Genomic DNA, 25,759 nt, shown 5'->3' with positions numbered 1-25,759 from the left:
CCCCTAAAAAATAACTACTGAGCGAATACTTTCACCGGAATGCATTAAATCAAACGCCTTGTTGATATCTTCCAAGCCCATAGTATGGGTAACCATTTCATCAACTTTGATGTCACCCTGCATATACTGATCAACATAACCTGGCAATTGTGACCGCCCTTTCACGCCACCAAAAGCACTACCGCGCCAAACGCGGCCAGTGACTAATTGAAACGGACGAGTAGTAATTTGCTGGCCAGCACCAGCAACACCGATAATAGTCGACTCTCCCCAACCTTTGTGACAACACTCTAACGCTGAGCGCATGGTTTCAGTACGACCAATAGCTTCAAACGAATAGTCGACACCACCATCGGTTAAATCAACAATGACATCCTGAACTGGCGCATCATATTTTTTAGGATTCACAAAATCGGTAGCCCCCAGCAATTTTGCCATTTCAAATTTATCTTCATTGATATCTACAACAATAATCCGGCTTGCTTTGGCCAGTACCGCACCCTGCACTACCGACAAACCGACGCCTCCCAATCCAAAGACAGCAACTGTAGCACCCGGTTCAACCTTGGCAGTATTCAGCACCGCACCGATACCTGTAGTAATACCGCATCCCAGTAAACAGACCTTATCCAAAGGTGCCGCTTTATTTATTTTGGCGACAGCAATTTCTGGCATAACGGTGTACTCAGAAAAAGTCGAAGTCCCCATAAAGTGAAATATTGGCTTACCATTATGTGAAAAACGTGACGTACCGTCAGGCATCAAGCCCTGTCCCTGGGTAACACGAATGGCCTGACATAAATTGGTTTTACCCGATAGACAAAATTTACATTGCCCACACTCAGGGGTATATAACGGAATTACATGATCCCCTACAGACACAGAGGTAACACCTGCGCCCACTTCTTCAACCACACCGCCGCCCTCATGGCCGAGAATAGCGGGAAAAATACCTTCAGGGTCATCACCACTTAAGGTGAAAGCATCTGTGTGGCAGACCCCAGTAGCAACTATACGAATAAGGACTTCACCCGCTTTAGGCCCTGCAACATCCACTTCTTCAATTGTTAATGGTTTTCCAACTTCCCAAGCTACGGCTGCACGTGATTTCATATTTTCGATCCTGTTAATGGTTAATTATTATGATAAATGCGACAGATTAATTGTCCTGAGGCTTTATTATCAGTCGCTAGGCATCAACACCCGATCTCCTCGACTACTGCAGTAATATAAAGGCAATTTTGCGCCAGCACAGTCTATAATGATAACAATAAATAGTTAGGATGGTTAAGTAAGCAATTATTAAGTATTGATTAGTATCCTGCTGAGAAAATAATCTAACCAACAACACTCATCTACTGGAGGCTGCACTTGTCCCACTCAATAGTCTTTACCTTCGTCGGCGCGGACAAACCCGGCTTGGTTGAAAAAGTATCCAATACTGTCACCGTATATGGTGGCAATTGGCAGGAAAGCCGGATGAATCAATTAGCAGGCTACTTCACCGGAATTGCCAAGGTACAAGTCAGCAATGAGCAACATGCTGGCCTGATGACTGCATTAACAGATTTAACGGGCGAAGAACTAACCGTCAGCATCCAACAACAAAACCTAAGTGCTGAGGCCGGTGACTTTAAGCTACAACAACTTAGCCTTCTCGGCAATGACCGCCCCGGCATAGTCAAAGAACTATCCCGTGCACTGGCTGCTTTTAATATCAACGTATGTGAAATGAATACTGCGGTTACTAGTGCACCCATGACCGCAGAACCGTTATTTGAGGCTAACGCCAGTATTCAGGTACCAATTACACTGAATATTAGTCAGCTCAGTGATAAGCTCGAAGAAATCGCTAATCAGCTGTCAGTTGATATCACCCTCGAAGATTAGAATGCCACTCATTGAACGCACCGTCTAATAGCGCTAGAGAAGATTTATGGACACGACCAACGTATTTGATCAGCGGATATGCACGTTGGGAGAAGGCATCTTGTGGCACCCACTAAGGCAACAGCTTTTTTGGTTTGATATTATTGGCAAAAAACTTCTAACGAGCACAGAGGACGACAGTAAACAGCAAATTATTTTCAAGGAGCATGTATCAGCTGCTGGCTGGATAGACCACGACCACTTACTCATTGCCAGTGAATCCGCTCTAAGTAAGCTACATATCGAAAGCGGCTCATGTGAAAGAATTTGCCCGCTTGAAGCCGACAAGCCCAACAACCGTTCAAATGATGGCCGCGCCGATCCCTGGGGCGGGTTTTGGATCGGTACCATGGGTAAAAATGCCGACGCTGATGTTGGCGCCATTTATCGTTATTACCAAGGCGAAGTACGGCAACTTTTTAATGCACTCACTATACCCAATGCGATTTGTTTTTCGCCAGATCGCCGTTACGGTTTTTTTACCGATACCACCAAGGGAATAATCTGGCGACAAGCACTTAATGACACACACGGCTGGCCTCAGGGGGAACCCACTGTCTATATCGATTTTTCTGGCCAAGGCATTTACCCTGACGGTGCTGTAATTGATCAATCAGGACAATTCTGGAACGCACAATGGGGTGCATCCAGAGTAGCCTGCTATGACAGCAACGGCCATATTGTAACGGCCATCTCGCTACCCACATCACACATCACTTGCCCTGCTTTTGGCGGGAAGAACTTAAGCAGCCTTTACGCAACGTCAGCAACACAAGGCCTTTCAACCCAGGCACTTAAAGAACAACCTCATGGAGGAAAAACTTTTATCATAGCAAGCAATGTACGGGGCCAAGCCGAGCACCGAATCTTACTCTGAGCGCGATAAAATGTTGATTAGCACATTACAATATCCAACTACTATTCTGTTTTATAACACTCACACTCAGCAGAATCTACCTTAGTTGCGGTGCCTGCAGTGCAATCAATCGTCTTAGTAACACATCTTCCGCTCATTGAACCACAGGCAGTGTCACAATTACGGGATGAGATATCTGCACTGGGATTGTGCTGATGACAGCTGCTAGTACGGTACTCATTAATAACTTTATCGCTTAAACAAGAGTCACCCACTGCACTGACAACTGTTCGAGCATTATCCGCATTACAACCAGCCAAACTAATGTATTCTTTATGACAGCCCGCAGTTTTAGCATCATTGCCGCCATCAACAGTATCTTTAAAATAATAACTCGGTGTGATTCTGGTGTCGGATGTTGAATTTGTACATGCGCTAAGCAACACCAGGCATACAAGAAAAGTATATCTGCAATTTATTTCCATAACTATTCCTTGAATATTATTCCGTCCCTTTGAGAGTAGCAGCTCTACTATACAGGCTTAGAGTATTTAGTCATTGCTGGACATCGAGTTATTCTTAACTTATCTGATAATACTAACAAACAACTTAAACAAAATTTAACTGCCACCAAACAACTTGCGCAACAACATCCGCAAGCCGGTGAAAGCCAAAGCGGCCATGACAATTATCCCAAGCCCTAATAAACTGGCTAGGAAAAAATTTAGCATTAAGCGCGGATCAACATCAAACACCCATATTGCCGAACCCACAAAAGTAGCCGTGGCAAAAATTGCCAGAAAAATAGTTCGAAAAGAGCGATTTTTATAAAGTTTCACTAACAAAAATTTGACCTTAGTATTTATGTATTCGGGTGTACGCAGGGACATGCGCGTTAACAGTTCATAGGCACTGGTATCAGCCCATTGCGCAATTTCATTAGCTGTAATTGATTCTCCCCATAATAAAACTTCGTCGCCAAGTTTTACACTGGGAATATCAGTAACATCAACGGTAATCATATCCATCGACACCCTCCCTACCAATGTTGCACGCTGACCATTAATAGCTACCGGCGTGCCATTTTTTGCATGCCGGGGATAACCATCACCATAACCAATAGCTACAGTTGCAATTATGGAGTGCCTTTCTGCACGCCAGGTTTCACCATAACCGACAGCTTCACCTATCGCCACTTCACGAAGAGCGATGACAGCTGAACTCAAACTCATTACAGGTTGCAATAAGTCAGCTTGCGGATGCGAGCACGAAAACGGCGTGTTTCCATACAACATAAAACCGGGACGATTCCACTGTAAACGGGAATCCGGCCAGCCTAACAAGCCCGGCGAGTTCGCCATGCTCAACTCCGCACCTAAAGGCTGATTCAACTGCTGCAAACGCTTAAGCTGGAGTTTAGGGCTAGAACTATTTAAATCATCAGCGCTGGCAAAGTGACTGGCCAAAACCATATCACCTTGAACATGATTACAAGCTTCCAGCCGACGATAACACTCAGCGGCTTGCGAGATAGTCACACCTAAGCGATGCATGCCGGTATCAACTTTTAACCAGACAGTTAATGGCGCTGCTGTAGCATTTTGGCAAACCCAGTCTACTTGCTGTGATGTAGACAACATTAACCAAAAATTCAGACTTGCAGCTTCCGCAATTTCATCTGCTGAAAACGGACCTTCCAATAACAAGATAGGCAGCTTTATACCTGCTTGCCTAAGTTCAATCGCCTCTTCAATACAGGCAACACCCAAAGCCGGTGCCACATCAGCCAAGGCCGTAGCTACAGCAACCGCGCCATGACCGTATGCATTAGCTTTTACCACTGGCAAGCACTGTCCTGCGTTAGACAACTCTTCAGCCAAACGGTAATTGTGCAGCAGTGCTTTAAGGTTTATTTCAGCTTTCGCGGGACGGGCCATAAATAGGATTCTTTCGAGTTCTTTCAACAATAAATACACGACAGTATAAGCTAGTCATTACTGTCAACCTACCCTCTGTAGAACCACATCGTTTAATTTCTGATCATACTCACGAAATAATCTTTGTGCTTGCTCAATATTAACGGCTTCAAATTTGATCTTCGCACCTGGTGACAATTGCCCCAGGCGTGGCAGGTCACTGCTAATGACAGCACCCAGCTTGGGGTATCCCCCTATTGTTTGGCGGTCACTGAGTAAAATAATAGGCTGACCATCAGCAGGAATTTGAATGGCACCAAGACAAATCCCCTCGGACAATAACGCCACTGCATCATTGCCATCATCCTCAGCGTCTATGTTGACTTTCGGCCCTTGTAAGCGATAACCCATTCGGTCACTACCCGCAGAGAGTTGATAACTGCTGGCAAAAAAACGTTGCTGCTGATCGTGATTAAAGTAACGATATTGATAACCTAACACTACCCTCAATGTTATCGTTCGGGTAAATGATATGCGCGCGGATTCATCCAAACGTAGCAAATAATCTATTGAATGCGCCTGACAAGGTAATAAATCATTCGCTGCTAAAGCCGCACCTGAAATACCGCCAACGTTTTCACGGACAACGGTTGAAGTACTACCAAACTGCGGCACAATGGCAAAACCGCCAGCGACAGCAAAATAACTCCGACTCCCCTGAGTTGCAAAACCGATGACCAGTTTATCGCCGACCATGACCCGATGAGTCCGCCATAAAGATTTCTGTTTCCCATTGATACTGAAAGGCATATCTGCACCGGCTAACGCTACCACTGTATTGGTATTGGCCACTAACTCCAAACCACCGACAGAGATCTCAATCGCCGTGGCTGACGGTGAATTTTCACAAAGTCTATTGGCCCAATAAAAAGACTCACTATCCATTGGCCCGCCACTGGTCAAACCCAAGCGATGAGATCCATAGCGGCCAGAGTCTTGCAGCAAACTTAAAACACCTGGCTTCAACACGGTAAAACCGTTAGCGCTCATAACTCGCCACCAAGATCCAGGAATTCAAGCTGACTTACTGCTTTAAATTTAACACTATCCCCTACCGCTATCGGCATCACCGGCTCAGCTGCAGGATTAAATAAATCTAGCGGGCAGCGACCAATAATATTCCAACCACCAGGAGAAGGAGCCGGATAAACCGCTGTTTGTTGATCCGCGATAGCCACTGCACCTTTAGGTACTTTGGCTCTAGGTGAGGCCAACCTTGGCATTGCAATGTGACTATCCACTTTACCCAAGTAAGCAAAACCCGGCGCAAAACCGATGGCATAAACACGATACTCGGCCTGCTGATGCAGCTCGATGACTTGCTCCACCGATAAACCTTTGGCTTGTGCTATACGTTTGAGGTCGGGCCCTGTTTGTTGGCTGTAATACACTGGCAAGGTGACCTGTTTTGAAGGTTCTGATTGAATTTGGGTAGTAGCCTGCTGCTCAAGTGCTTTTTCAAGTTGTATTTTAATAGATGCACAATCAATCTTTAACGCATCGTAAACGACTAACAGGGAGGCATAGGAGGGAACGGTATCAATGATATATAGCCCACACAATTTCCTGAACAAAATATCTGCAGCTTTTACTTGTTCCGATAAATGCGGCGCAATAGTATCGCCAAAATAAACAATTAGTGACTGATCGCCAGCCAACTCCACCCGCGGAAAAGAACACGCAGCCACATCATCTATCACCGAATCAAACCATCAACAAGCTGTTTGATTTCTGAAATAACTTTAACCGCTCGCTGATTATCACCATGCACGCATAAACTATCAGCGTCGACAAGTAGTGCTTGACCACTCAAACTGGTGACACTGTTGTGCTGACACAACTGCTGCACTTGCTGCAAAGTTTTCTGTTGATTATGTACAGCGGCTGGATTGCTACGTGCTAGCAACAACCCATCATCGGTATAGCAACGGTCGGCAAAAGCTTCAAACAATAAAGTAATACCGTGCCCGGCGGCTTCTTGTTGATGAATTTGATTTTCTGGAGTGGCCTGTAACATCAACAACAACGCGGGGTACTCAGCTACTGCTGCCATCACGGCACTGCGTAAATCGGCATTACTCATCATATCGTTATACAAAGCACCATGTGGCTTAACATAACTCACCGTCACAGCTAAAGAATCGGCTAAGGTTTTCAGCAAGTTCAATTGCTGATGAATCAAATCAGTAATCTGTTGCCGACTGCAATCCATTGAACGGCGACCAAAGTTTTCCCGATCGGGATAGGATGGATGTGCCCCTACATGAACCCCGTACTTTTTTGCCAACTGTAAAGTACGCAACATTGTGTGCTCGTTACCGGCATGAAATCCACAGGCGATATTAGCTTGATCGATATAGGGCATGACTGCCGCATCAATCTCGTCACTTTCAAACTCACCAAGATCACAATTTAATAGCAACGCAGCACCTTAACTAAAATCATTCAAATACAACCGTCTTATTCCCCAACACAATCACTCTATCAGCTAAATGATTACGTAAAGCGCGTGCTAATACGCTGCGCTCTACATCTTTACCTAAACGCACCAACTCATCTTTGTTGTGGTTATGATTAACACGCACCACATCCTGCTCAATAATGGGGCCTTCATCTAATTCTTGAGTTACATAATGACTGGTCGCACCAATAAGTTTTACGCCTCGTTCAAACGCTTTTTGATAGGGGTTTGCTCCGATAAACGAAGGCAAAAAACTGTGGTGTATATTGATCAAACGGCCGGCAAATTTTTCACATAAGGATGGTGGAATAATTTGCATATAGCGCGCCAATACTATTGTTTCGGCGTTGTGACGCTCAACAATCTCTTCCATTTTGGTAAAAGCGGATTCTTTATCGTTTTTATCCACGGGCACATAGTGGAATGGGATACCATGCCACTCCACCATACTGCGTAAATTATCATGATTAGAAATGACACAAGGAATCTCACAATCCAATTCCCCGCTGTGATAACGATACAATAAATCTGCCAAACAATGCGAGGCATGACTGGCTAGCAGTACCACTTTTTGTTTTACTTCTGAATCACGGATATACCATTTCATCTGATATTCATCAGCAATGATCGCAAAGCGTTGACGAAACTCGGGCAAAGAACAACCCACTGTATTCGCATTAATCACGCAGCGAATAAAAAACCAACCGTTTTCTACATCGGTATGGTTGTTGGCCTCCATTAGGGAGCCACCTTGCTCCGCAATAAAGCGGGTAACACGGGCGACAATACCTACTTTATCCGGACAAGAAATCACCAAACGATAACTGTGTATGGATGTATCACTCATAAACTTCTCATTTATTATTTTGTTTGTTGCTGTCTGATTGTTCTAAACTGGCAATAGCCGCTGCAGCGCAGGCGTTTAAACCGCTAGCATTAGCGCGGCAATGTTCGAAAAGCTGTTGCTTCATCGGCCTTGCCCAAAACCGCTGAATATGATCTGCCACTTTCCCAGCAGCAACAGACTGCTCTTCACCAATAGCAATATTATCTGCAATTTGGTTAGCCATTTTAATCAGGTGATCCAATTCTGTCGCGGACATTATTTACCAATCATTCACATTATCGATTTAAGACTGTTCAGTTAACCGCTGCGCATGGGTATAGACCACATGCCTATTTTCTCTTGAAAACCCTACCAGCGTAATATTGGCCCTATTAGCCATCTCAACCGCGAGCGATGTAGCTGCCGAAACCGTCACTATCACCGCGATATTAGCACGGGCTGCTTTTTGTACAATTTCATAACTAGCCCTGCTCGACATTAATAAAAAACCAGCGGTGTTTATTGTCTCGCAACCCCATAGTGAACCTAGTAATTTATCTAATGCATTATGCCGGCCCACATCTTCAAACAATTGAAGAATGTGACCTTGGTTATTACACCAGGCAGCCCCATGCATCCCGCCGGTATACTTTTGAGCAGGCTGGTGATGCTGCAAACTGGCAGTGGCCAGATCTATGGCACTATGACTTATCAAAAATTGCTGTTCTGGGTTAACCGCCGTTAAATCCAGCGCCACTTGCTGCAATGCCTCAACACCACATAAACCGCACCCCGTGCTGCCGGCCAAGGTGCGACGCCTATCTTTCAGGCGACTAAAACATTGACTGGAGATCTCGATTGCCAGTTCTATGCCCTGCGAGCGATGATGAATTGTTATCTCATAGATGTCTTCCGGCCGATCAATAATACCTTCAGATAAGCTAAAGCCACAGGCAAAATTTTCCAAGTCGGACGGTGTTGCCATCATCACAGCGTGAGAGATGCCGTTATAAACCAGCGCTACAGGAATCTCCACCGCTAGCGTATCAGCTACCGAATTATCACCTTCCGGCCACACCACCACAGCGTGATATAAAGTGCCGTTATTTACAGCGGAGGTGAATTTATCTGGGTTAGACTGCGACATTGTTTATGGTTCTGGCTGCGTTAATAATTTATTTTGTTGCGTATTAAACTGTTCATGCTGAGTTTGCCAGCGGCTAATGCCTGTCACTTTTTTAATGTCTACAGCTGTCACTTTGTACTCGGGGCAATTTGTCGCCCAATCCGAATTATCAGTGGTAATCACATTAGCGCCCGTTTCAGGGTGATGAAAGGTGGTGTAAATCACGCCGGGTTGCACTCTATCCGTTAGCAGCGCAGTCAACACAGTCTCTCCGGCTCGACTGACCACGGATACCCGATCACCATTTAAAATCCCTCTATCCTCAGCATCATGGGGATGTACTTCTAACACATCCTGTGAGTGCCAATCACTATTAGCTGTCCTACGGGTTTGTGCCCCGACATTGTATTGGCTAAGGATTCGACCAGTGGTTAATAACAATGGAAAACGTTTAGTGACTTTTTCATTGGTAGCGACATATTCAGTGATAGCAAAATAACCTTTGCCTCTGACGAATTCATCCACATGCATAATCGGCGTACCCTGTGGTGTTTGATCATTACATGGCCACTGTAATGATCCCTGTTCATCGATACGCTTATAACTAACGCCGCTGAAGGTTGGTGTTAAGGATGCTATTTCATCCATTATTTCTGAGGGGTGACTGTAATTCATTGCATATCCCAATGCATTCGATAACGCTACTGTACCTTCCCAATCGGCTTTACCACCCAATGGCTCCATCACTTTTCTAACTGGTGAAATTCTGCGTTCCGCATTAGTGAAAGTACCATCTTTTTCTAAAAAACTGGCACCCGGTAAAAACACATGGGCAAATTTAGCGGTCTCATTGATAAATATATCCTGCACGATTAAACATTCCAAACTGCGCAATGCCTGCTCAACATGCTGGGTATTCGGGTCGGATTGCGCAATATCTTCGCCCTGACAATAAAGCCCTTTATAGGAACCGGATATGGCAGCATCTAACATATTAGGGATTCGCAATCCCGGCTCATTATCAATGCTAACGCCCCAGACTTTTTCAAACTGCGTTCGCACCGCATCATCAGCGACATGACGGTAGCCGGGCAACTCATGGGGGAAAGAGCCCATATCGCATGACCCCTGCACATTGTTCTGGCCACGCAATGGGTTAACGCCCACGCCTTCACGACCGATATTACCGGTCAACATCGCCAGGTTGGCAATACCCATCACCATGGACGAACCCTGACTATGTTCAGTTACACCCAAACCATAATAGATTGCGGCATTATCGCCCTTGGCATAGAGCCTTGCAGCCTGACGTAATTGCTCAGCGGGGATGCCGGTGATGGCAGCCATCGCTTCTGGTGAGTTTTTAGTTTGACGGATAAATTGCTGCCATTTATCAAACGCCTGCTGATCGCAGCGCTCATCAATAAATGCATCTGCTGCCAAATTTTCGGTGACGATGACATGCGCCATGGAATTAATAAACGCCACATTAGTCCCAGGCAATAAAGGCAAATGATACGCAGCGCTAACATGGGGACTCTTTACTAAATCAATCCGCCGTGGATCCGCGACAATTAGCCGAGCACCTTCCCGTAAACGTTTTTTTAGTCGTGAAGCAAACACCGGATGCGCATCGGTGGGGTTGGCGCCAATCACCAGTATGACATCGGCTTTTTCAACGGAAGCAAAGGTTTGAGTACCCGCCGATTCACCCAAGGTGGTTTTAAGCCCATAACCGGTAGGCGAATGACAGACACGAGCGCAGGTATCAACATTATTATTACCAAATGCTGCTCGTACTAATTTTTGTACGAGATACGTTTCTTCATTGGTACAACGTGAAGAAGTTATACCCCCGACACTGTCTTTACCATATTGCCGCTGAATAGATTTTATTTTGTTAGCGGCAAACGTTACTGCTTCATCCCAGCTCACAAGCTGCCATGGCTGGTCAATACTGTCGCGGATCATCGGCGTGGTGATTCGATCTTTATGGGTTGCATAACCATAAGCGAAACGGCCTTTAACGCAAGAGTGGCCTTCATTGGCTGCACCGCCCTTGTAAGGCTCCATTCGTACAACTTCGACGCCACCAGCCACGGCACTATTATTTTTGACTTCCGCTTTAAACGCACAACCGACACCACAGTATGCGCAAGTGGTAACAACTGAATGCTCAGGCTGACCGCTTTCGATGATCGACTTTTCAGTCAGCGCTACCGTCGGACAGGCCTGTACGCAGGCGCCACAAGACACGCAATCCGAAGCCATAAATGATTGTGCCTGACCGGCTGCAACCACCGAATCAAAACCGCGACCATCAATAGTTAAAGCAAATGTACCTTGTACTTCTTCACAGGCACGCACACACCGCGAACACACAATGCACTGACTACTATCAAAACTAAAATAGGGATTACTGTCATCAATGGCCGCTGTGGAATGATTTTTTGCTGTATTCGTGTAGCGACTATCGGTCACAGCGTATTCCAAGGTTAAATCCTGCAGCTGACAGTTACCATTAGCGGCACAGTTGCCACAGTCCAGTGGATGATCTGAGACGTATAGCTCCAGGACATTGCGACGCAGCTTGGTTAACTTGTCAGTTTGGGTACGCACTACCAACCCTGCTCCACCGGTGTGGTACAGGAGGCCGGATAACCTTTACGTCCGTCAATTTCAACCAGACAAACGCGACAGGAGCCAAAGGCATCGAGTGAGTCAGATGCACACAATTTTGGAATATCAATATTGGCGAGCGCTGCTGCACGCATCACCGAAGTACCCGCAGGCACCGTGACAGCCTGGCCATTTATCTGCAGTGTCACCGGCTCAGTAGTAGTGACAACCGCAGGCGTACCGTAATCTTTGGCTGGATCGAAAAACTGCAACATTAAACGTCACCTTGCGAAATGTTGTTCAGGCCGAAATCTTCAGGAAATTGCTTTAATGCACTTAGCACAGGAATCGGCGTCATCCCACCCATCGCACACAACGAGCCATTGGCCATGGTATCGCAAAGATCTTCTAATAATTCACGACTGGATTCCGCATTATCACCGCCGCGAATGGTGTCGATAAGCTCTACGCCACGGCTTGAACCAATGCGACAAGGAGTACATTTACCACAAGACTCAACGGCGCAAAATTCCATAGAAAACTGTGCCTGCTCACTCATATCGACCGAGTCATCAAACACTACCACACCGCCATGCCCCAATACTGCATCCGCTGCAGTAAAGGTTTCATAATCCAATGCTATGTCCAATTGATCAACAGATAAATAAGCCCCCAACGGGCCGCCAACCTGCACCGCCTTAATAGGTTTTTCGGTTCGAGTGCCACCACCAAACTGATTAAGCAATACACCCAAACTTGTGCCAAAAGCCAATTCAACCAGCCCGGCTCGTTTTACATTGCCCGCTAATTGAAATGCCAGGCTGCCACGAGAACGGCCCATACCATATTGCTGATAAGCGTCAGCGCCATGAGCAAAAATCCACGGCACTGTCGCCAGCGAAATAACATTGTTAATGACTGTCGGCAAACCGAATAAACCTTTTATTGCTGGCAATGGCGGCTTGGCTCTGACCATGCCGCGCTTGCCTTCCAGACTATCCAGCAAAGCCGTTTCTTCGCCACAAATATAAGCACCGGCACCTAAACGTACTTCCAGTGAAAAAGAATGCTCACTGCCAGCAATATTGTCGCCCAAATAATTGTGTTGCTGCGCAATAGCTATGGCCTGCTTCAGTTGCTGATGCGCCAACGGATATTCTTCACGTAGATAAATATAACCGTGACTAGCACCAACCGCTAAACCAGCGATAATCATACCTTCAATTAAGCTCAATGGATCCGACTCCATTAACATGCGATCAGCATAGGTGCCTGAGTCACCCTCATCGGCGTTACAAACAATATATTTTTGTGTTGCTACCGTATCTAACACTGTCTGCCATTTAATCCCGGTAGGAAACGCAGCACCGCCACGACCCCGTAGTCCCGAATCTTTTACAGCATCGACCAACTGTTGCGAAGACAACATCAACGCTTTTTCCAAACCAATAAAGCCACCTGATTGGCGATAATCCGCTAACGATAAGGGATCGATCACACCCACGCGAGCAAAGGTTAATCGTTGTTGATTTTTGAGATAAGCAATCTCATCAGTTAAACCTAAACAGAGCGGATTCTGCTTATTACCCAGCCAACACTCGCCATCAATAAAATCTGCAAGTGCATCTAAAGTCACTGGGCCGTAGGCCATACGACCTTGCTCAGTGTCGACCTCTATCATCGGCTCTAACCAGTAAAGACCACGACTACCATTACGCACAATCTCTACAGCTATTTGCTGATCGTCAAAGTAAGCTGCCAACTTGGTAGCGATTTTATCTGCCCCTAAAGAAACACTTGTTGTATCGCGAGGAATATAAATTTTTGCAGTCATACCCTAAACTACCCTAATCGCAGTGGTGCTTAGTTCATCAATGATTGCGTCAAAACTACTGGCCGACACATGACTGTAGACCGCATCGCCAACCCGCATCGAAGGTGAACAAGCACAGTTTCCCAAACAATAAACCGGCTCCAAATAAAATTCACCATCCGCCGTGGTTTGATGGTAATCAATATTTAATTGTGATTTAGCATGCTGCTCTAACTGACGGCTACCCATCGCCTGACACGACTCCGCGCGACAAATTTGTACTGTATGCCGTCCTACCGGCTGAGTTTTAAAATAATGATAAAAACTGATAACGCCATGCACCTCTGCGCGCGATAGATTTAAACCATCAGCAATTATTGGCACAGCGCCGGCCGGAATAAAACCGATTTCATTTTGCAGCGCATGCAGGATCGGCAACAAGGCACCGGGCATTGTAATATGTTGATTAACTATTGTACTAACCACACCGGCATCAAATGGATAATCAGTAGTCACATGCTCATTCACAACAGTAGTTTCCAAAATTAATAGGCGATAATTAAGTATAGACAGATTTTACCGATTTATTATGTCATTATCCGCTGCCAGCGTGACGCGCCGAAACGGCCACACTCACATGAAAAATAATTAACCCAATACTGCTCCCAGTGACTGCCCCATGAAACCCTATTTAATGCTGTTGCCATTTATTTTTTCCGGGACAAGCTCAGCCGCAGAAACCTTTGAAGCCTGCCTGCTGTCTCAATTACAACAAGCCGCTGACAATACCACCGTCAAAACGATTCGTAATGCTTGTAAACAAAAGTTAGACGCTGAGCCCACTATCAGCGAGCAACAAGTCACAGCGTCAACAACACCCGTGACCACTGCAGAGGAAGCGGTGAGCTATCGATTAGAAAGCGAGGATAGAACAGAATCCAATCCGTTCACGATGAGCTCATACCGCCCCAATTACATGCTGATCGCTACCTATAACGATAATATTGATAGCGGCACCTGGAATAATATTTTTCCCGAGGCTGAAATGGACGCCGTCGAGGCGAAATTCCAACTCAGCTTTAAAACCCGGATTGCTAAAGGCGTATTAGGTGGCGAATTATGGGGAGCTTATAGCCAACAATCCTGGTGGCAGCTTTACAACTCGGATCAATCAGCTCCGTTTCGTGAAACCAATTACGAACCCGAAATTTTCCTGCGCTGGGATACTGACTTCGACATCGCCGGTTTCAATAACAGCGTAGTCAGCATTGGCTTCAATCATGAATCCAATGGTCGTGGTGAATTGCTGTCACGCAGCTGGAACCGAATCATTACCAGTACCACCTTTGCTAAAGACAATCTGCTAGTCATCGGCCGTGCCTGGTATCGACTTCCCGAGGACGAGGAAGACGACGACAATCCGGACATTCTGGAATATATGGGTTACGGAGACCTTCAGCTCACCTATAAATGGGATCAGCAAAACCTCGGCGTCACTCTGATGAATAATTTGCGCAAAGATAATAAAGGCGCCATCCAATTAGACTGGACTTTTCCTGTGGGGGACCGCTTTAAGGGCTATATACAGTATTACAACGGTTATGGAGAAAGCCTGATTGACCACGATGTGATCGTTCGACGTATAGGTGTCGGGGTCTTATTAAATGACTGGCTGTAACCTGCTAGCAGCCAGCCATTTTAAGGTAGAAGTGAAATTAGTTGCTGTAAGGCACTAGCCAATCCCAGTGCCTTTGAATGGAGAAACTTTAAACGTATTGATCGACCAATGACGACTGACTAATTACTACCGCCTGCTCACTTAAATCGTCAACCTGCTCTTCAGTTGCCATCAAATTATCTGCAGTACTACTATTATTAGCGCCGTCAGTTTGTGACCCTTCAGCGCCTGAGCGCTGCTGCTGGGCTTGCTGGTCGGAAACATCCACATCAGCTAAATCCAAACCCTGACTTTCCATCATTTCACGCAGCCTTGGCAAACCTTGATCAAGCGCATCACGCACGACCCCATGGGAACTGGTAAAAACCACGCTGGTTTGATCACCGCTAGAACTGATACGAACTTGCAAAGGGCCTAGCTCCGGTGGATCCAAAGCGATTTCAGCCTTGGAAACATTCTGCGAGCTCATCCACATTACTCGCTGCATGACAGTCTCACTCCACCCCTGCTTACCGACTTCGACAGGCACTGAAGTATGCACAGTGCTGGTAGCAGCTGCAGCTCTCGCCGCTGGCGTGTTATCCGTACGCAATGGGCTGGCAGAGTCAATAGTATCATCGCTTACCGCAGCAGCCACGGACTCAGTAATCAGCTTACCTGCTGTGGATTGCTCCATCACCGCTTTAAACGCATTACTGCTGTTCGCGGCAACTGCTCCAGCCAAACCGGCTTGCTGCAATACATTGTTAGTCTGCACTACAGCAGCCTCAGCCCCCCCGGCAACCGTGGTTGACATAGGCGACGTCGCCGCTGCTACAGTCACAGAGATATCAGCAGGTGTTGCCAGCAACCCTTGTGACGCCCCAGCTGCGGAAATATCAGCCACGGGCCCCGCCACTGATGACGGCATTACCCCCGAGCTACCCGGTTGAGCAAAACCCTGCGATGCAGTATTAGCCGGTTGCGATCCAACCTTACTAGCACCATTGGTCATTTGGGGTGTATTGGCAGGTACCCCGCCACTACTAATAACTGCCGATGCCGCATCGACATCCAATGCATCGTCGGCTGCAATAGCTATTGGAGTAACCGCTTCATCACCCGTCAGTGGATTTTCATCGGTTGCAATCAACGCTGATGGCTCCGTAGCAGCCTGCAGACTTAAAGTCGCAGCACCTTGATCACTGCTGGAATTCGCCCTCCCTAAGACAGTCATACCAGCATTGGCAGCGGTCGAAACGATATCCGTCGTGAGCTCTGGCGGCAAGCCAAGGCCATCAACTGGCAAGCTTTTGCCGCCGGCAGCGGCAAACAACGTCACAGGGCTATGAGCAGCAAATATGGGTATTGAGGGAATGGAAGCTGGACTGGAAACTACCGCAGCGGCCTGCGTGGTCGGCACATTATTTTCGCTCAGCTGCCGCCCCATTATATTGGAAAAGTCTTTATTATTGAGTGACTTGGAGGCAGCTAGTGACGCATCCAGGGACTTACCCCGATCAGCACTGGCAGCTAGATCCACCTTACCCAACAAAGGATTTGAACTAAGTCCCTGACCTGTAGAGTTCATTGTATTCCCCAAAATTAATCATCATATAAGTGTGACTAACGGGATAAATGCAATTACATGGCCAACATTACAGATTTAGCAAAAACAACACTGACCTGAATCTTATAAGCGGCTTTGATAGGGTGTTTTGACAACGAGACTTTATAACGAGGCCAGCACCGTTTTGACCTGTTCATATTCGGCCTCGATACTGACCAGTAATTCTGCACAGCCGTCGCTGCTACCCTGAAAGCCAATTTCTTCCATGGAACGACACAATTCAGTCAGGCGAATGGCAGCCATATTACCCGCACTACCTTTGAAACTGTGAGCCGCGCGCCGAATGGCTTCTGGATCCGCACTGGCTACAGCAGCTTTAATACCTTCAATACGTAAAATACTGTCACTGGTAAACGTATCTATCAACAACGAAAACTCTTCACCCATCACCGCTTGTAGCTCTTTCAAAGCCTCTAAATCGATGTGATCTGTTGCCTGCTCCATTGCACACCCTCTTATTATTGATCAAAATCAAACCTGGTTTCTTAATTTCTTAGCCTAGACGATATCAAGGCCCTAGTCGATGATTGGTTAGCACAATCAATCACCCCAAACAAATGTGGCACAGACCCTATTACCCCGACCAAAAAATTCTACAGACTCACAGATCGAAAGCAATAGATTGATGCCGCGCCCTGAATACGGCTGATCGGGTGAGCCCATTAACAACCCCTGATGATTAAAACCCTCACCACTATCTTCCACGATGATACGTAAAACACCGCCATGGCGACTGCCTTTATAGTCCAGCTCCACACTAATTAAACCCTCGGTAAGCTGCTCCAGCCGCTCCTTGCGTAATTGATAATATTGGTTAAAACCCTCAGTGGAGTCTTTCATTGCAGACTCCAGTTTTAAAACGCCATGCTCTAAGGCATTGGCATAGAGCTCCGCCATGACCGTATAGATTTGGCCTCCAGAGTTACGCAAAAAAGGTACACTCATTAATACGTACAGTAACATTGGCAAAGGATCAAAATCACGTAGTGTATCCGGCCGCAGTTGGTAATTGAGCGACCAATCTCTTGGCCCTGCTTGCTGCTCACCAATAATCTGGGGGCGCTCAACCTTAAATTGCTCTGGAGGGACCATTTTTACTTCAACTAACGAAATGTCATCACCAACGGAATCCTCTGCAATAAAAGAGTTAACAGCGATATTCAATTCCGTAAATAAATTCTCAGCATCGGTATTATCTTCAAAAACCTGAACCAGTCGCGGCTCACCAAACATCTCACCACTTTCATTGGTCGCTTCATGGATGCCATCCGACCACAAATACAATCGATCATCCGTTTCAATCCCATAGGTCATCACACTATTATTAAAATCCAGTTGTGCACGGACACCCAAGGGGAGATGTTGGGAAGCAAGCCGGGTAATATCCGCTGATGATGGCCGATATATAAATGCATCTGGTAAACCGCCATTCCACACCCGCATGGTTGCAGCAGTAAAATTAATTTCAGCCATAATGGCACAACAAAATACACCTACCGGCAACACTTCATGCAATTTACTATTAATTTCTGCCAAAATATCCTGCATGGAAAAGCCTTTTTCCAACATGCTATAAAAGCTTTGTGCCAAAGGCATAGCACCGATTGCGGCATCCAAACCATGGCCGGTAAAATCTCCTAACAAAACCACTAAGTGACCAGCAGAACTAACACCAGCCAAGGCTACATCACCATTAAAAATAGCGATGGGCGATAACGCATACTTAATATTAGAGGCATCAAGACACCCTTCATGGGCGACTTTATCAAACACTCTTTTCGCGACTTCCTGCTCACGAAGCAAGCGATCATTGTGAGCAGAAATTTCATCACGCTGCGACTTAACCGTTCTATGCATTTCGCGCATGCGTGAAAATGCATTAATTTTGGCTTGTAAAATGACGCTATTATAAGGCTTGGATAAAAAATCATCCCCGCCAGCATCCAGACAACGGGCTAGCGAATCAGCTTCTTGTAACGAGGTGAGAAAAATAATCGGCACAAAATCTTCACCCGCTAACTGTTTGATTTTTTGCGCGGCCTCAAAGCCATCCATTCTGGGCATCAGCGCATCCATCAATACAATGCTTGGTGATTGCGCTAGAAAAACATCAACGGCCTCAAGGCCATCGCTAGCAACCACGACCTCATGGCCCTGCTTTTTCAGAATAGTCTGGAGTAGTAAGCGATCAGTATTGCTATCATCAGCAATGAGAATTTTAATCTTACCGAGGGGACTGGAATTTAACATAGCAGCACGGGCTCATCTATAGAGACTGAATGGATAAGCCCTGGGATACTGAATAGCCGAGCCGAGCTACTTAATTTTAAAGAGTTGTTCAAAATTAGAAATTGAAAGGATCTTTTTCACATCATCATTACAATTAGCAATACTGATATTTGCACTGTCACCACCAGCATAATCTCTTAACAACAACAACATCCCCAAGGCTGAACTATCCAAATAAGCGGTTGCGTTCATATCCACCACATAGCTATCTGGCTTAGTGGCCAAACCTTCATAGGCGCGACGAAATTCCTGATGCGAACTAAAGTCAAAGCGTCCTTCAATAGTAATAGTTAGTTCGTTGGAATCTGCCGTAATTGAAGAAGAGATTGCCATAGCTGGGCTCCGTTATAAACTTGAGAGTATGTTGAAATCTATCAATGAATATAGACCATAGCCAAGAAAATACACAAGCGAATCAATAAATTGAAATAAGCTAATACCCATTAACCAAGCCAGAAAAGCTAATCATGGTCAGAAGGATATTTACGATCATCCTGTTCACGTTGCAGTTTTTTATCCTCAGACGCCTGTTCTTGATGCTGCTTGCGCTCAATCAGAGATTGCATATTTTTATGCCGTGAATATTGCTGCTGCCAGAGCGCTCTGGCCTGATCTTGTTGCTGTTCAGCCAGCACCTGTCGCTCTTGCTGGGTTTCCCCCACCTGCTCCAGATTATGATAAAAACGCTGGAAATTAGCCAACTTGGCTACATTAAGCTGTTGCGCAACGGACTGTTGAAATTGATTGCCGTATTCAGCCTTATACTGATCAAGCTGTTGCAACTGCGCTTTCTGCGCCTGCACTAGCCGAATCGCATTGGCGAGCTTCTCCGCTGCCTGCTGCTCTTTTAGCTTAGCCAGCCTAAGTACTGTCTGTAAGCGTTTAGAGGGTTTTTCGGCCATGGCACTCTACCGGCTCAACGTGCTTTTACTGCAGGCAACTCAGCCTGCTGAGTTGCAGCTGGTTTGGGAGGGGTTAAGATACTTTTTAGCTCCGCAACACTCATTGCCACACTCATGGATTCTTTCAGCCCTTGCTGTAAGAATTTTTTAATAGCGGGCAAGCGCTCTATCGCCGCATCCGTTTCCGGGTCACTCCCTGCCACATAAGCTCCAACACTGATTAAATCGCGGCTTTGTTGATAGCGAGAATACAAATGCCGCAACCGCTGTGCCGATGCTAAATGCTCCGGCGCAACAATATTAGGCATTGCACGGCTGATTGAACCTTCGATATCGATTGCCGGATAGTGCCCCTCATCAGCCAGCGCCCGTGACAGCACCACATGACCATCGAGTATGGCTCGGGCAGCATCAGCAACCGGATCTTGCAGGTCGTCTCCTTCAGTCAGCACCGTATAAAATGCGGTGACAGACCCCTTGCCTTCAGCATCGTTGCCTGCCCTCTCTACCAGCTGTGGAATTTTTGCAAATACCGATGGCGGGTATCCTTTAGTGGCTGGCGGCTCGCCAATGGACAGCGCAATTTCACGCTGCGCTTGAGCATAGCGGGTTAAGGAATCCATTAATAACAGCACATGCTTACCTTCATCGCGAAACTGCTCCGCCACCCGGGTCGCCAGCATCGCCGCTCGCATCCTCATTAATGGCGCATCATCTGCGGGGGATGCTATCACCACTGAACGCCGCAACCCTCCTCATCCAGCACTTGCTCAATAAATTCTTTGACCTCACGACCACGTTCGCCCACCAGCCCCACCACCACCACATCGGCCTCGGTAAATTTGGTCATCATACCCAATAAAACACTTTTACCAACGCCACTACCTGCAAACAAACCCAGCCGCTGACCTCGCCCCACAGTTAATACCGAATTAATTGCGCGGATACCAACATCTAACACTGTTGAAATCGGCTTGCGCTCCAACGGGTTAATTAATTCAGCCTGCATATCCACGGTTTGTGTATTACCTAGCGGCCCTTTACCATCCAAAGGCCTACCCGCACCATCTATCACTCGACCTAATAATTCCATACCCGCTGGAATTTTATCGTCGCTACCAATAGGGACAACGCGTAAGCCGGGTTTTAAATGCGCAACAGGCTCGATTGGCATTAAAAATAATTTGTGCTCAGCAAAACCAACCACTTCAGCTTCTATACTTCGTTGGTCGGTATTCAAGATTAAACAGCGACAACCAATCGCCAGCTCCAGACCAACGACCTCAAGAGTCATACCTACTACTCGGACTAACTGCCCGGAAATATGGGGATGAGCAAGATGATGCTCAGAAAGCTGATACTGTGCCAAGCGATCAGTAAACGGACGACGCGGTTTAATAGCAGCCATAACATTCAAGCTTCATCATCAGCCGAGCCCAAACGCTGCTTGGCCGCTTGCGCCAACTCGGCGTAGCGACGCTCAACAATTTCATTCACTGCTTGCTGGAATTGCTCTTCCAAAGTGAAATCGACAACACTGTACTGGCTGCGAACTTGACAACCACCCGGCGTAAGATTTCGCTTGACCTGAAGCTGCCAATTAGAAGGGATTTCGTCAGGCTCCGCAGTTAATAATTTATGGTCCTGTTCACTCAAAAAAACAGTGATATTACTAGCGTCCATTGGCAGCATGGCGACGGCTTCAGTAACGATTTGCAAGATCTGCGAACTATCGATGGTTAATTCGCGTCGCAATACTGCCGATGCAATACAGGTCGCAACATTCATCAATGCCTGCTCGACTTCGTCATCCTGACCCGCTAAAAAATTATAAATTTCTGCAACCGCAGCCTGCAAACCTTGAGATTGTTTTTTTACCGTTTGGCTAGCTGCTTGCATACCTGCTTGATGGCCTTCAGCATGGCCTTTTTGATAACCCTCTTTACGCGCTTGCTCACTGACATCGTTGTAAGCCTGACTGGAAATTTCTTCAAGCTGTGCTGCAGTGATTGAACTATAAATAACTTCGTTTTTATCAACATTAATCAACTCACCACGAGGACCGCGGTTTTGTAGTTTTTCGACCTTAACGATCTGGCCATCCTTAACTTCAGGAATTTGCCAAGCGCCATAAGCACTGGATTGATTGGAAGGAATTCGCGTCACAAGTTACTACCTGGTTTACAAAAGATTGAGCATTGATTTAGAATCACGTTAATACCTTGGTTCAAGTATTAAACCATTTCTTCACCGCTACCACCCAACATTATCTCGCCGGCATCGGCCATGCGACGAGCAATAAGCAGAATTTCTTTCTGTGCACCTTCAACTTCGCTGAGTTTGACCGGCCCTTTGGCCTCCAAATCATCACGCAGTAATTCAGCAGCACGTTTCGACATATTGCCAAAGATTTTTTCCTGCAACTCTTCGTCAGAACCTTTGAGAGCAAGAATAAGCACTTCAGAAGAGACTTCGCGCAGCAACGCTTGAATTCCACGATCATCAACAGCTTTCAGGTTATCAAAGACAAACATTTGATCCTGAATAGTCGCACCCATATCCTCATCAATTTCTTTAATCGACTCCATCAATTCAGATTCAATACTGGTATCGAGGTTATTCATAATTTCGGCGGCCACTTTAGTACCACCCATCGCTTTAGCTTGTGAACCGGCGTTACCTGAGAATTGTTTTTCCAGAATGGTATTCAATTCTTGCAAGGCGGAAGGCTGTACCGCATCCAGTGATGCAACCCGCATGATAATATCCAGTCGCACTTTTTCTGGCAGGTTGGTTAATACTTCAGCGGATTGATCGCCATCGAGATGCGCAATAACAATCGCCTGAATCTGCGGGTGCTCATTGCGAATAATGTCAGCCACCGAACGCGGGTCCATCCATTTCAAGGTATCCAGACCACTGGTATTGCCACCCAAAAGAATACGGTCAACCAATGATCCCGCTTTGTCTTCACCAAGCGCTGCTACCAGCATATTGCGAATATAGCCATCCGAGCCCATCCCCAAGCCGGTGATATTACGCGCTTCTTCGAGAAAGTTGCCCATCACAAATTCAACGTGGCTCTGAGGCACATTTTCTAACGCCGTCATTGCAGAACCTATACGCTGCACATCTTTAGGGCCAAGATGCTTTAACACTTCTGCCGCCTCGGCCTCTCCCAGTGACATCATTAAAATCGCCGCCTGATCCAATGTGGTCAGATTAATCTTGGCTTTGTTTGCGTCGTTACTCACTCGATACTACCCACTTCTTCACTACTTGCGCCACTCGGCCAGGGTCATCAGCAATCAACCCTTTGACTGCATTGAGTTGCTGATCATAACTCTCACTGGGCCCAGTTAACATTAAACTATCACCTCCTGATAAAGTCACTGTTTCATCAGACAAATCGGCGCCTAAATCTCCCGATAATTCACCTAGCGCACGCTGCGCTTCCATCTCACGCATATTTTTGGAAGTATCAGTCAAACCCCGCATCGCCGGCCTCAGCACCAAAATCGCCATCAACAGTACAAACAAAAAACCGGCTAATTGCTTCACATAGCTAAACAGCTCAGGCTGCTGCCAAATGGGGACTTCTTCAAACGGCACTGGCTCAACTACTTCTTTAGGAATAAAAGCAGAATTAACGATATTGACACTATCGCCACGGGTCGCATCAAACCCTACGGCATCCCGCACCAGTGTCGCTAATTGATCCAGCTCCGCATCTGAAAGCGGCTCCGAACTCACCTCACCGGTTTCCGCATCAGTCGATGCGGCGTTATCAACTAACACGGCAACCGACAAACGATTTAACCGCCCTACCTGATGCCGCGTATGACTGATAGTGCGATCTAATTCATAATTACGAACTGATTGGCGGCGGCTCGTTCCTGCACTCGCTATACCACCCGCCCCCTCGCCAGGGCCCGCTTCTTCCGGTGCCTGCCCATCGGCCGGAGGCTGATTGCTCAACGCACCCGGTATCCCGCCAGCACCACCACTACCACGGGCCTCCTCAACGGTTTGTTCGCTGCGAATAGCGGGTAAGTCAGGGTTAAACAGCTCATCGGTTTGTTCTACTTGAGTAAAATCGATATCGGCACTGACTTCAGCACGAAACCGATCCGGACCTAACACAGGCTCCAATATTGAACTGATACGTTTAACTAAACGGGACTCAAGCTGGTGTACATAGTCCAGTTGCTTATTGGCCATCGCCATATCTTTATCGACATCAAAGTTGGACAGCAAGTTGCCGCGCTGATCAACTACCGTCACATTATCAATGGTTAACGCAGGAATACTAAAGGCCACCATATTGGCTACCGCTCGCACCTGTTCGCTGCTAAGCCCGTTACCGGTGTATAAATCCAGGAATACTGACGCCGTCGGCTTACGCACGTCGCGAATAAAGGCTGATGTTTTTGGCAGGGCCAAGTGTACACGGGCTGCCCTTACCGCTCGGATACTGGCAATAGTTCTTGCTAACTCCCCTTCAAGGCCACGCTTGAAACGCGCATTCTCCATAAATTGGCTAGTACCCAGCGGCTGCTCTTTATCGAGCATTTCGAAACCGAAGCTACCGTCAGGCGAGATACCCGCCCCCGCCAGCTTTAAGCGTGCGTTATGTATTTGATCAGCGACCACCAATAAGGCGCCGCTGTTTTCATCAACTTTGTAATCAATTTGATTGCTCTGCAAAATATTGAGCACATCGGAGGGGTCCATCTTATCGAGGTTGGCGTAGAGCGGCTTATAATCTTCACCTTGAGACCAAAGCACCACAGCAAACCCAATCGCCACGCTGGCCGCTAAGCCAATCATCAACCCTAGCTGACGAAATATACCTAAACCACTTATCCCTTGCAGGAAATCACTCTGTGGTGGCGCTGCATTATCGGGTAACGCTGCCATTCTTAACCTCTTAACGACTACTTAATGATGATTCGGTTATTGTTTTACTAACTACCAGCTTGCTGAAAAAAAATAACGGCTAACAATACTGCTACGCGATATAGCCGCTAAATTGGCATATTCATCACATCCTTGTAAGCCTCAACCAGCTTGTTACGTACCTGTGTAATCGCCTGAAATGAGACCGACGCTTTCTGGGATGCCACCATCACCTGGGTTAAACTCACCCCGGCATCACCCTGTTGGTAAGCAGTAGCCAGTGCTGCCGACGTTTTCTGTGTTTCATTCACCGAGTTCACGGCATTGCCAAACATCTCGCTGAAACTGGGAACACTATTACTCCCCTCAACGCGGTTGCTACCTCCGACTTTTAACGCCGCTTCAACATCAGAGCGCGGATTGATAGTGTTAGCAGAAACATCAACCCCTGCCTGCGCCTTCATGTCACGCATTTGCATCAACAAAGAATTTATATCGGTTCGGTTAGAGACATTCATGTGTAATACCTGGAGCAAACAGAGTAAATGATCCTGACCCAAGTCAAACTACTGACACCCAACAGGAGGCTAGCCTCAACAGCGTTGTGAACCAGCGGTAACCATCGACAAGTAATTGACAGATTGGAGACTCAGAGCCGCTTAACGGTAGGAAATTGCATAATTCGGGCCAACTTGATGGCATGGCTTTGCAAGGCAGTGAAAACACTGTCTTTAGTGATAAAGCGATGTGAAACGATAAAGGTTTGGATCGGATAA

General features: G+C 46.6%; 25 protein-coding genes and 1 pseudogene. 3 read left to right on the top strand and 23 right to left on the bottom strand.

From position 1 onward, the window contains the following. Nucleotides 1-3: 3 nt before the first annotated feature. Complete coding sequence (locus UNITIG_RS15930; protein WP_101759383.1) at nt 4-1,113, bottom strand: S-(hydroxymethyl)glutathione dehydrogenase/class III alcohol dehydrogenase; 1,110 nt, start codon at nt 1,111-1,113, stop codon at nt 4-6. A gap of 258 nt (nt 1,114-1,371) precedes the next feature. On the opposite strand from UNITIG_RS15930, the gene UNITIG_RS15925 reads away from it, so the two are divergent. Both UNITIG_RS15925 and UNITIG_RS15920 read left to right on the top strand, forming a co-directional pair. Beyond that, on the top strand, nt 1,372-1,890 hold the full coding sequence (locus UNITIG_RS15925) for a glycine cleavage system protein R (protein WP_101759382.1): 519 nt from the start codon (nt 1,372-1,374) through the stop codon (nt 1,888-1,890). Between the two features lie 46 nt (nt 1,891-1,936). Further along, nucleotides 1,937-2,806 carry an SMP-30/gluconolactonase/LRE family protein gene (locus UNITIG_RS15920; protein ID WP_101759381.1) on the top strand — a complete coding sequence of 290 codons (870 nt, stop codon included), beginning with the start codon at nt 1,937-1,939 and terminating at the stop codon, nt 2,804-2,806. A gap of 41 nt (nt 2,807-2,847) precedes the next feature. Here the strand turns inward: UNITIG_RS15920 and UNITIG_RS15915 are convergent, their stop codons facing one another. From UNITIG_RS15915 to UNITIG_RS15865, 12 genes are all read right to left on the bottom strand, one after another. Continuing rightward, nucleotides 2,848-3,270, bottom strand: coding sequence for a hypothetical protein (locus tag UNITIG_RS15915; protein WP_101759380.1), 423 nt, complete (start codon nt 3,268-3,270; stop codon nt 2,848-2,850). A 135-nt stretch (nt 3,271-3,405) separates the two neighbouring features. Beyond that, the gene (alr, locus tag UNITIG_RS15910) at nt 3,406-4,722 is read right to left on the bottom strand and encodes an alanine racemase (RefSeq protein WP_101759379.1); all 1,317 of its coding nucleotides are present in this window, start codon (nt 4,720-4,722) and stop codon (nt 3,406-3,408) included. A 63-nt stretch (nt 4,723-4,785) separates the two neighbouring features. Then, nucleotides 4,786-5,751 carry a biotin-dependent carboxyltransferase family protein gene (locus UNITIG_RS15905; protein WP_101759378.1) on the bottom strand — a complete coding sequence of 322 codons (966 nt, stop codon included), beginning with the start codon at nt 5,749-5,751 and terminating at the stop codon, nt 4,786-4,788. Beyond that, a complete protein-coding gene (gene pxpB / locus UNITIG_RS15900) occupies nt 5,748-6,461 on the bottom strand; it encodes a 5-oxoprolinase subunit PxpB (protein ID WP_235015455.1) in 714 nt (237 codons plus the stop codon). The genes UNITIG_RS15905 and pxpB overlap by 4 nt, the downstream gene beginning before the upstream one ends. Then, nucleotides 6,458-7,183, bottom strand: coding sequence for a 5-oxoprolinase subunit PxpA (locus tag UNITIG_RS15895; RefSeq protein WP_101759377.1), 726 nt, complete (start codon nt 7,181-7,183; stop codon nt 6,458-6,460). Before UNITIG_RS15895 ends, pxpB begins: the two co-directional genes overlap by 4 nt. 19 nt (nt 7,184-7,202) lie before the next feature. Beyond that, nucleotides 7,203-8,054 (bottom strand): formyltetrahydrofolate deformylase, encoded by an 852-nt coding sequence (gene purU / locus UNITIG_RS15890; protein WP_200821361.1) that lies wholly within the window; start codon nt 8,052-8,054, stop codon nt 7,203-7,205. 22 nt (nt 8,055-8,076) lie between these two features. Beyond that, nucleotides 8,077-8,325 carry a formate dehydrogenase subunit delta gene (locus UNITIG_RS15885; protein WP_101759375.1) on the bottom strand — a complete coding sequence of 83 codons (249 nt, stop codon included), beginning with the start codon at nt 8,323-8,325 and terminating at the stop codon, nt 8,077-8,079. 27 nt (nt 8,326-8,352) lie between these two features. After that, nucleotides 8,353-9,195: a formate dehydrogenase accessory sulfurtransferase FdhD gene (gene fdhD, locus UNITIG_RS15880; RefSeq protein WP_101759374.1), complete on the bottom strand. Its 843-nt coding sequence runs from the start codon at nt 9,193-9,195 to the stop codon at nt 8,353-8,355. 3 nt (nt 9,196-9,198) lie between these two features. Then, on the bottom strand, nt 9,199-11,793 hold the full coding sequence (gene fdhF, locus UNITIG_RS15875) for a formate dehydrogenase subunit alpha (RefSeq protein ID WP_369809210.1): 2,595 nt from the start codon (nt 11,791-11,793) through the stop codon (nt 9,199-9,201). Beyond that, the gene (locus UNITIG_RS25700) at nt 11,793-12,068 is read right to left on the bottom strand and encodes a 2Fe-2S iron-sulfur cluster-binding protein (protein WP_369809209.1); all 276 of its coding nucleotides are present in this window, start codon (nt 12,066-12,068) and stop codon (nt 11,793-11,795) included. The genes fdhF and UNITIG_RS25700 overlap by 1 nt, the downstream gene beginning before the upstream one ends. Next, a complete protein-coding gene (locus UNITIG_RS15870) occupies nt 12,068-13,627 on the bottom strand; it encodes an NADH-quinone oxidoreductase subunit NuoF (protein WP_101759373.1) in 1,560 nt (519 codons plus the stop codon). Before UNITIG_RS15870 ends, UNITIG_RS25700 begins: the two co-directional genes overlap by 1 nt. A gap of 3 nt (nt 13,628-13,630) precedes the next feature. Then, on the bottom strand, nt 13,631-14,134 hold the full coding sequence (locus UNITIG_RS15865; protein WP_235015454.1) for a formate dehydrogenase subunit gamma: 504 nt from the start codon (nt 14,132-14,134) through the stop codon (nt 13,631-13,633). A gap of 151 nt (nt 14,135-14,285) precedes the next feature. On the opposite strand from UNITIG_RS15865, the gene UNITIG_RS15860 reads away from it, so the two are divergent. Continuing rightward, entirely contained in the window at nt 14,286-15,284 is a 999-nt protein-coding gene (locus tag UNITIG_RS15860; protein ID WP_235015453.1) for a phospholipase A, read from the top strand. Between the two features lie 88 nt (nt 15,285-15,372). Here the strand turns inward: UNITIG_RS15860 and UNITIG_RS15855 are convergent, their stop codons facing one another. The 10 genes and pseudogenes from UNITIG_RS15855 to fliE all read right to left on the bottom strand — a co-directional run bounded on the left by UNITIG_RS15855 (nt 15,373) and on the right by fliE (nt 25,501). Further along, nucleotides 15,373-16,854: a flagellar hook-length control protein FliK gene (locus tag UNITIG_RS15855; protein ID WP_101759372.1), complete on the bottom strand. Its 1,482-nt coding sequence runs from the start codon at nt 16,852-16,854 to the stop codon at nt 15,373-15,375. A 141-nt stretch (nt 16,855-16,995) separates the two neighbouring features. Next, nucleotides 16,996-17,337: an Hpt domain-containing protein gene (locus tag UNITIG_RS15850; RefSeq protein WP_101759371.1), complete on the bottom strand. Its 342-nt coding sequence runs from the start codon at nt 17,335-17,337 to the stop codon at nt 16,996-16,998. A gap of 96 nt (nt 17,338-17,433) precedes the next feature. Continuing rightward, nucleotides 17,434-19,143 carry a SpoIIE family protein phosphatase gene (locus UNITIG_RS15845; RefSeq protein WP_101759370.1) on the bottom strand — a complete coding sequence of 570 codons (1,710 nt, stop codon included), beginning with the start codon at nt 19,141-19,143 and terminating at the stop codon, nt 17,434-17,436. A gap of 66 nt (nt 19,144-19,209) precedes the next feature. Then, nucleotides 19,210-19,515 (bottom strand): STAS domain-containing protein, encoded by a 306-nt coding sequence (locus tag UNITIG_RS15840; protein ID WP_101759369.1) that lies wholly within the window; start codon nt 19,513-19,515, stop codon nt 19,210-19,212. Between the two features lie 128 nt (nt 19,516-19,643). Then, complete coding sequence (fliJ, locus tag UNITIG_RS15835; protein ID WP_101759368.1) at nt 19,644-20,084, bottom strand: flagellar export protein FliJ; 441 nt, start codon at nt 20,082-20,084, stop codon at nt 19,644-19,646. 14 nt (nt 20,085-20,098) lie between these two features. Then, nucleotides 20,099-21,492, bottom strand: a pseudogene (gene fliI / locus UNITIG_RS15830) (flagellar protein export ATPase FliI). Between the two features lie 5 nt (nt 21,493-21,497). Then, nucleotides 21,498-22,250: a FliH/SctL family protein gene (locus UNITIG_RS15825; RefSeq protein ID WP_101759367.1), complete on the bottom strand. Its 753-nt coding sequence runs from the start codon at nt 22,248-22,250 to the stop codon at nt 21,498-21,500. Between the two features lie 68 nt (nt 22,251-22,318). Beyond that, nucleotides 22,319-23,338, bottom strand: coding sequence for a flagellar motor switch protein FliG (gene fliG, locus UNITIG_RS15820; RefSeq protein ID WP_101759366.1), 1,020 nt, complete (start codon nt 23,336-23,338; stop codon nt 22,319-22,321). Further along, nucleotides 23,331-25,004, bottom strand: coding sequence for a flagellar basal-body MS-ring/collar protein FliF (fliF, locus tag UNITIG_RS15815; protein ID WP_101759365.1), 1,674 nt, complete (start codon nt 25,002-25,004; stop codon nt 23,331-23,333). The genes fliG and fliF overlap by 8 nt, the downstream gene beginning before the upstream one ends. Before the next feature lie 107 nt (nt 25,005-25,111). Then, nucleotides 25,112-25,501, bottom strand: a complete 390-nt coding sequence (fliE, locus tag UNITIG_RS15810; RefSeq protein WP_101759364.1) for a flagellar hook-basal body complex protein FliE — start codon at nt 25,499-25,501, stop codon at nt 25,112-25,114. Nucleotides 25,502-25,759: the final 258 nt, after the last annotated feature.

The organism is Oceanicoccus sp. KOV_DT_Chl, from assembly GCF_900120175.1.
Lineage (GTDB): Bacteria > Pseudomonadota > Gammaproteobacteria > Pseudomonadales > Dasaniaceae > Oceanicoccus.
The sequence above is the reverse complement of the archived record's forward strand: the minus strand, read 5'-3'. Positions and strand labels throughout refer to the sequence as shown.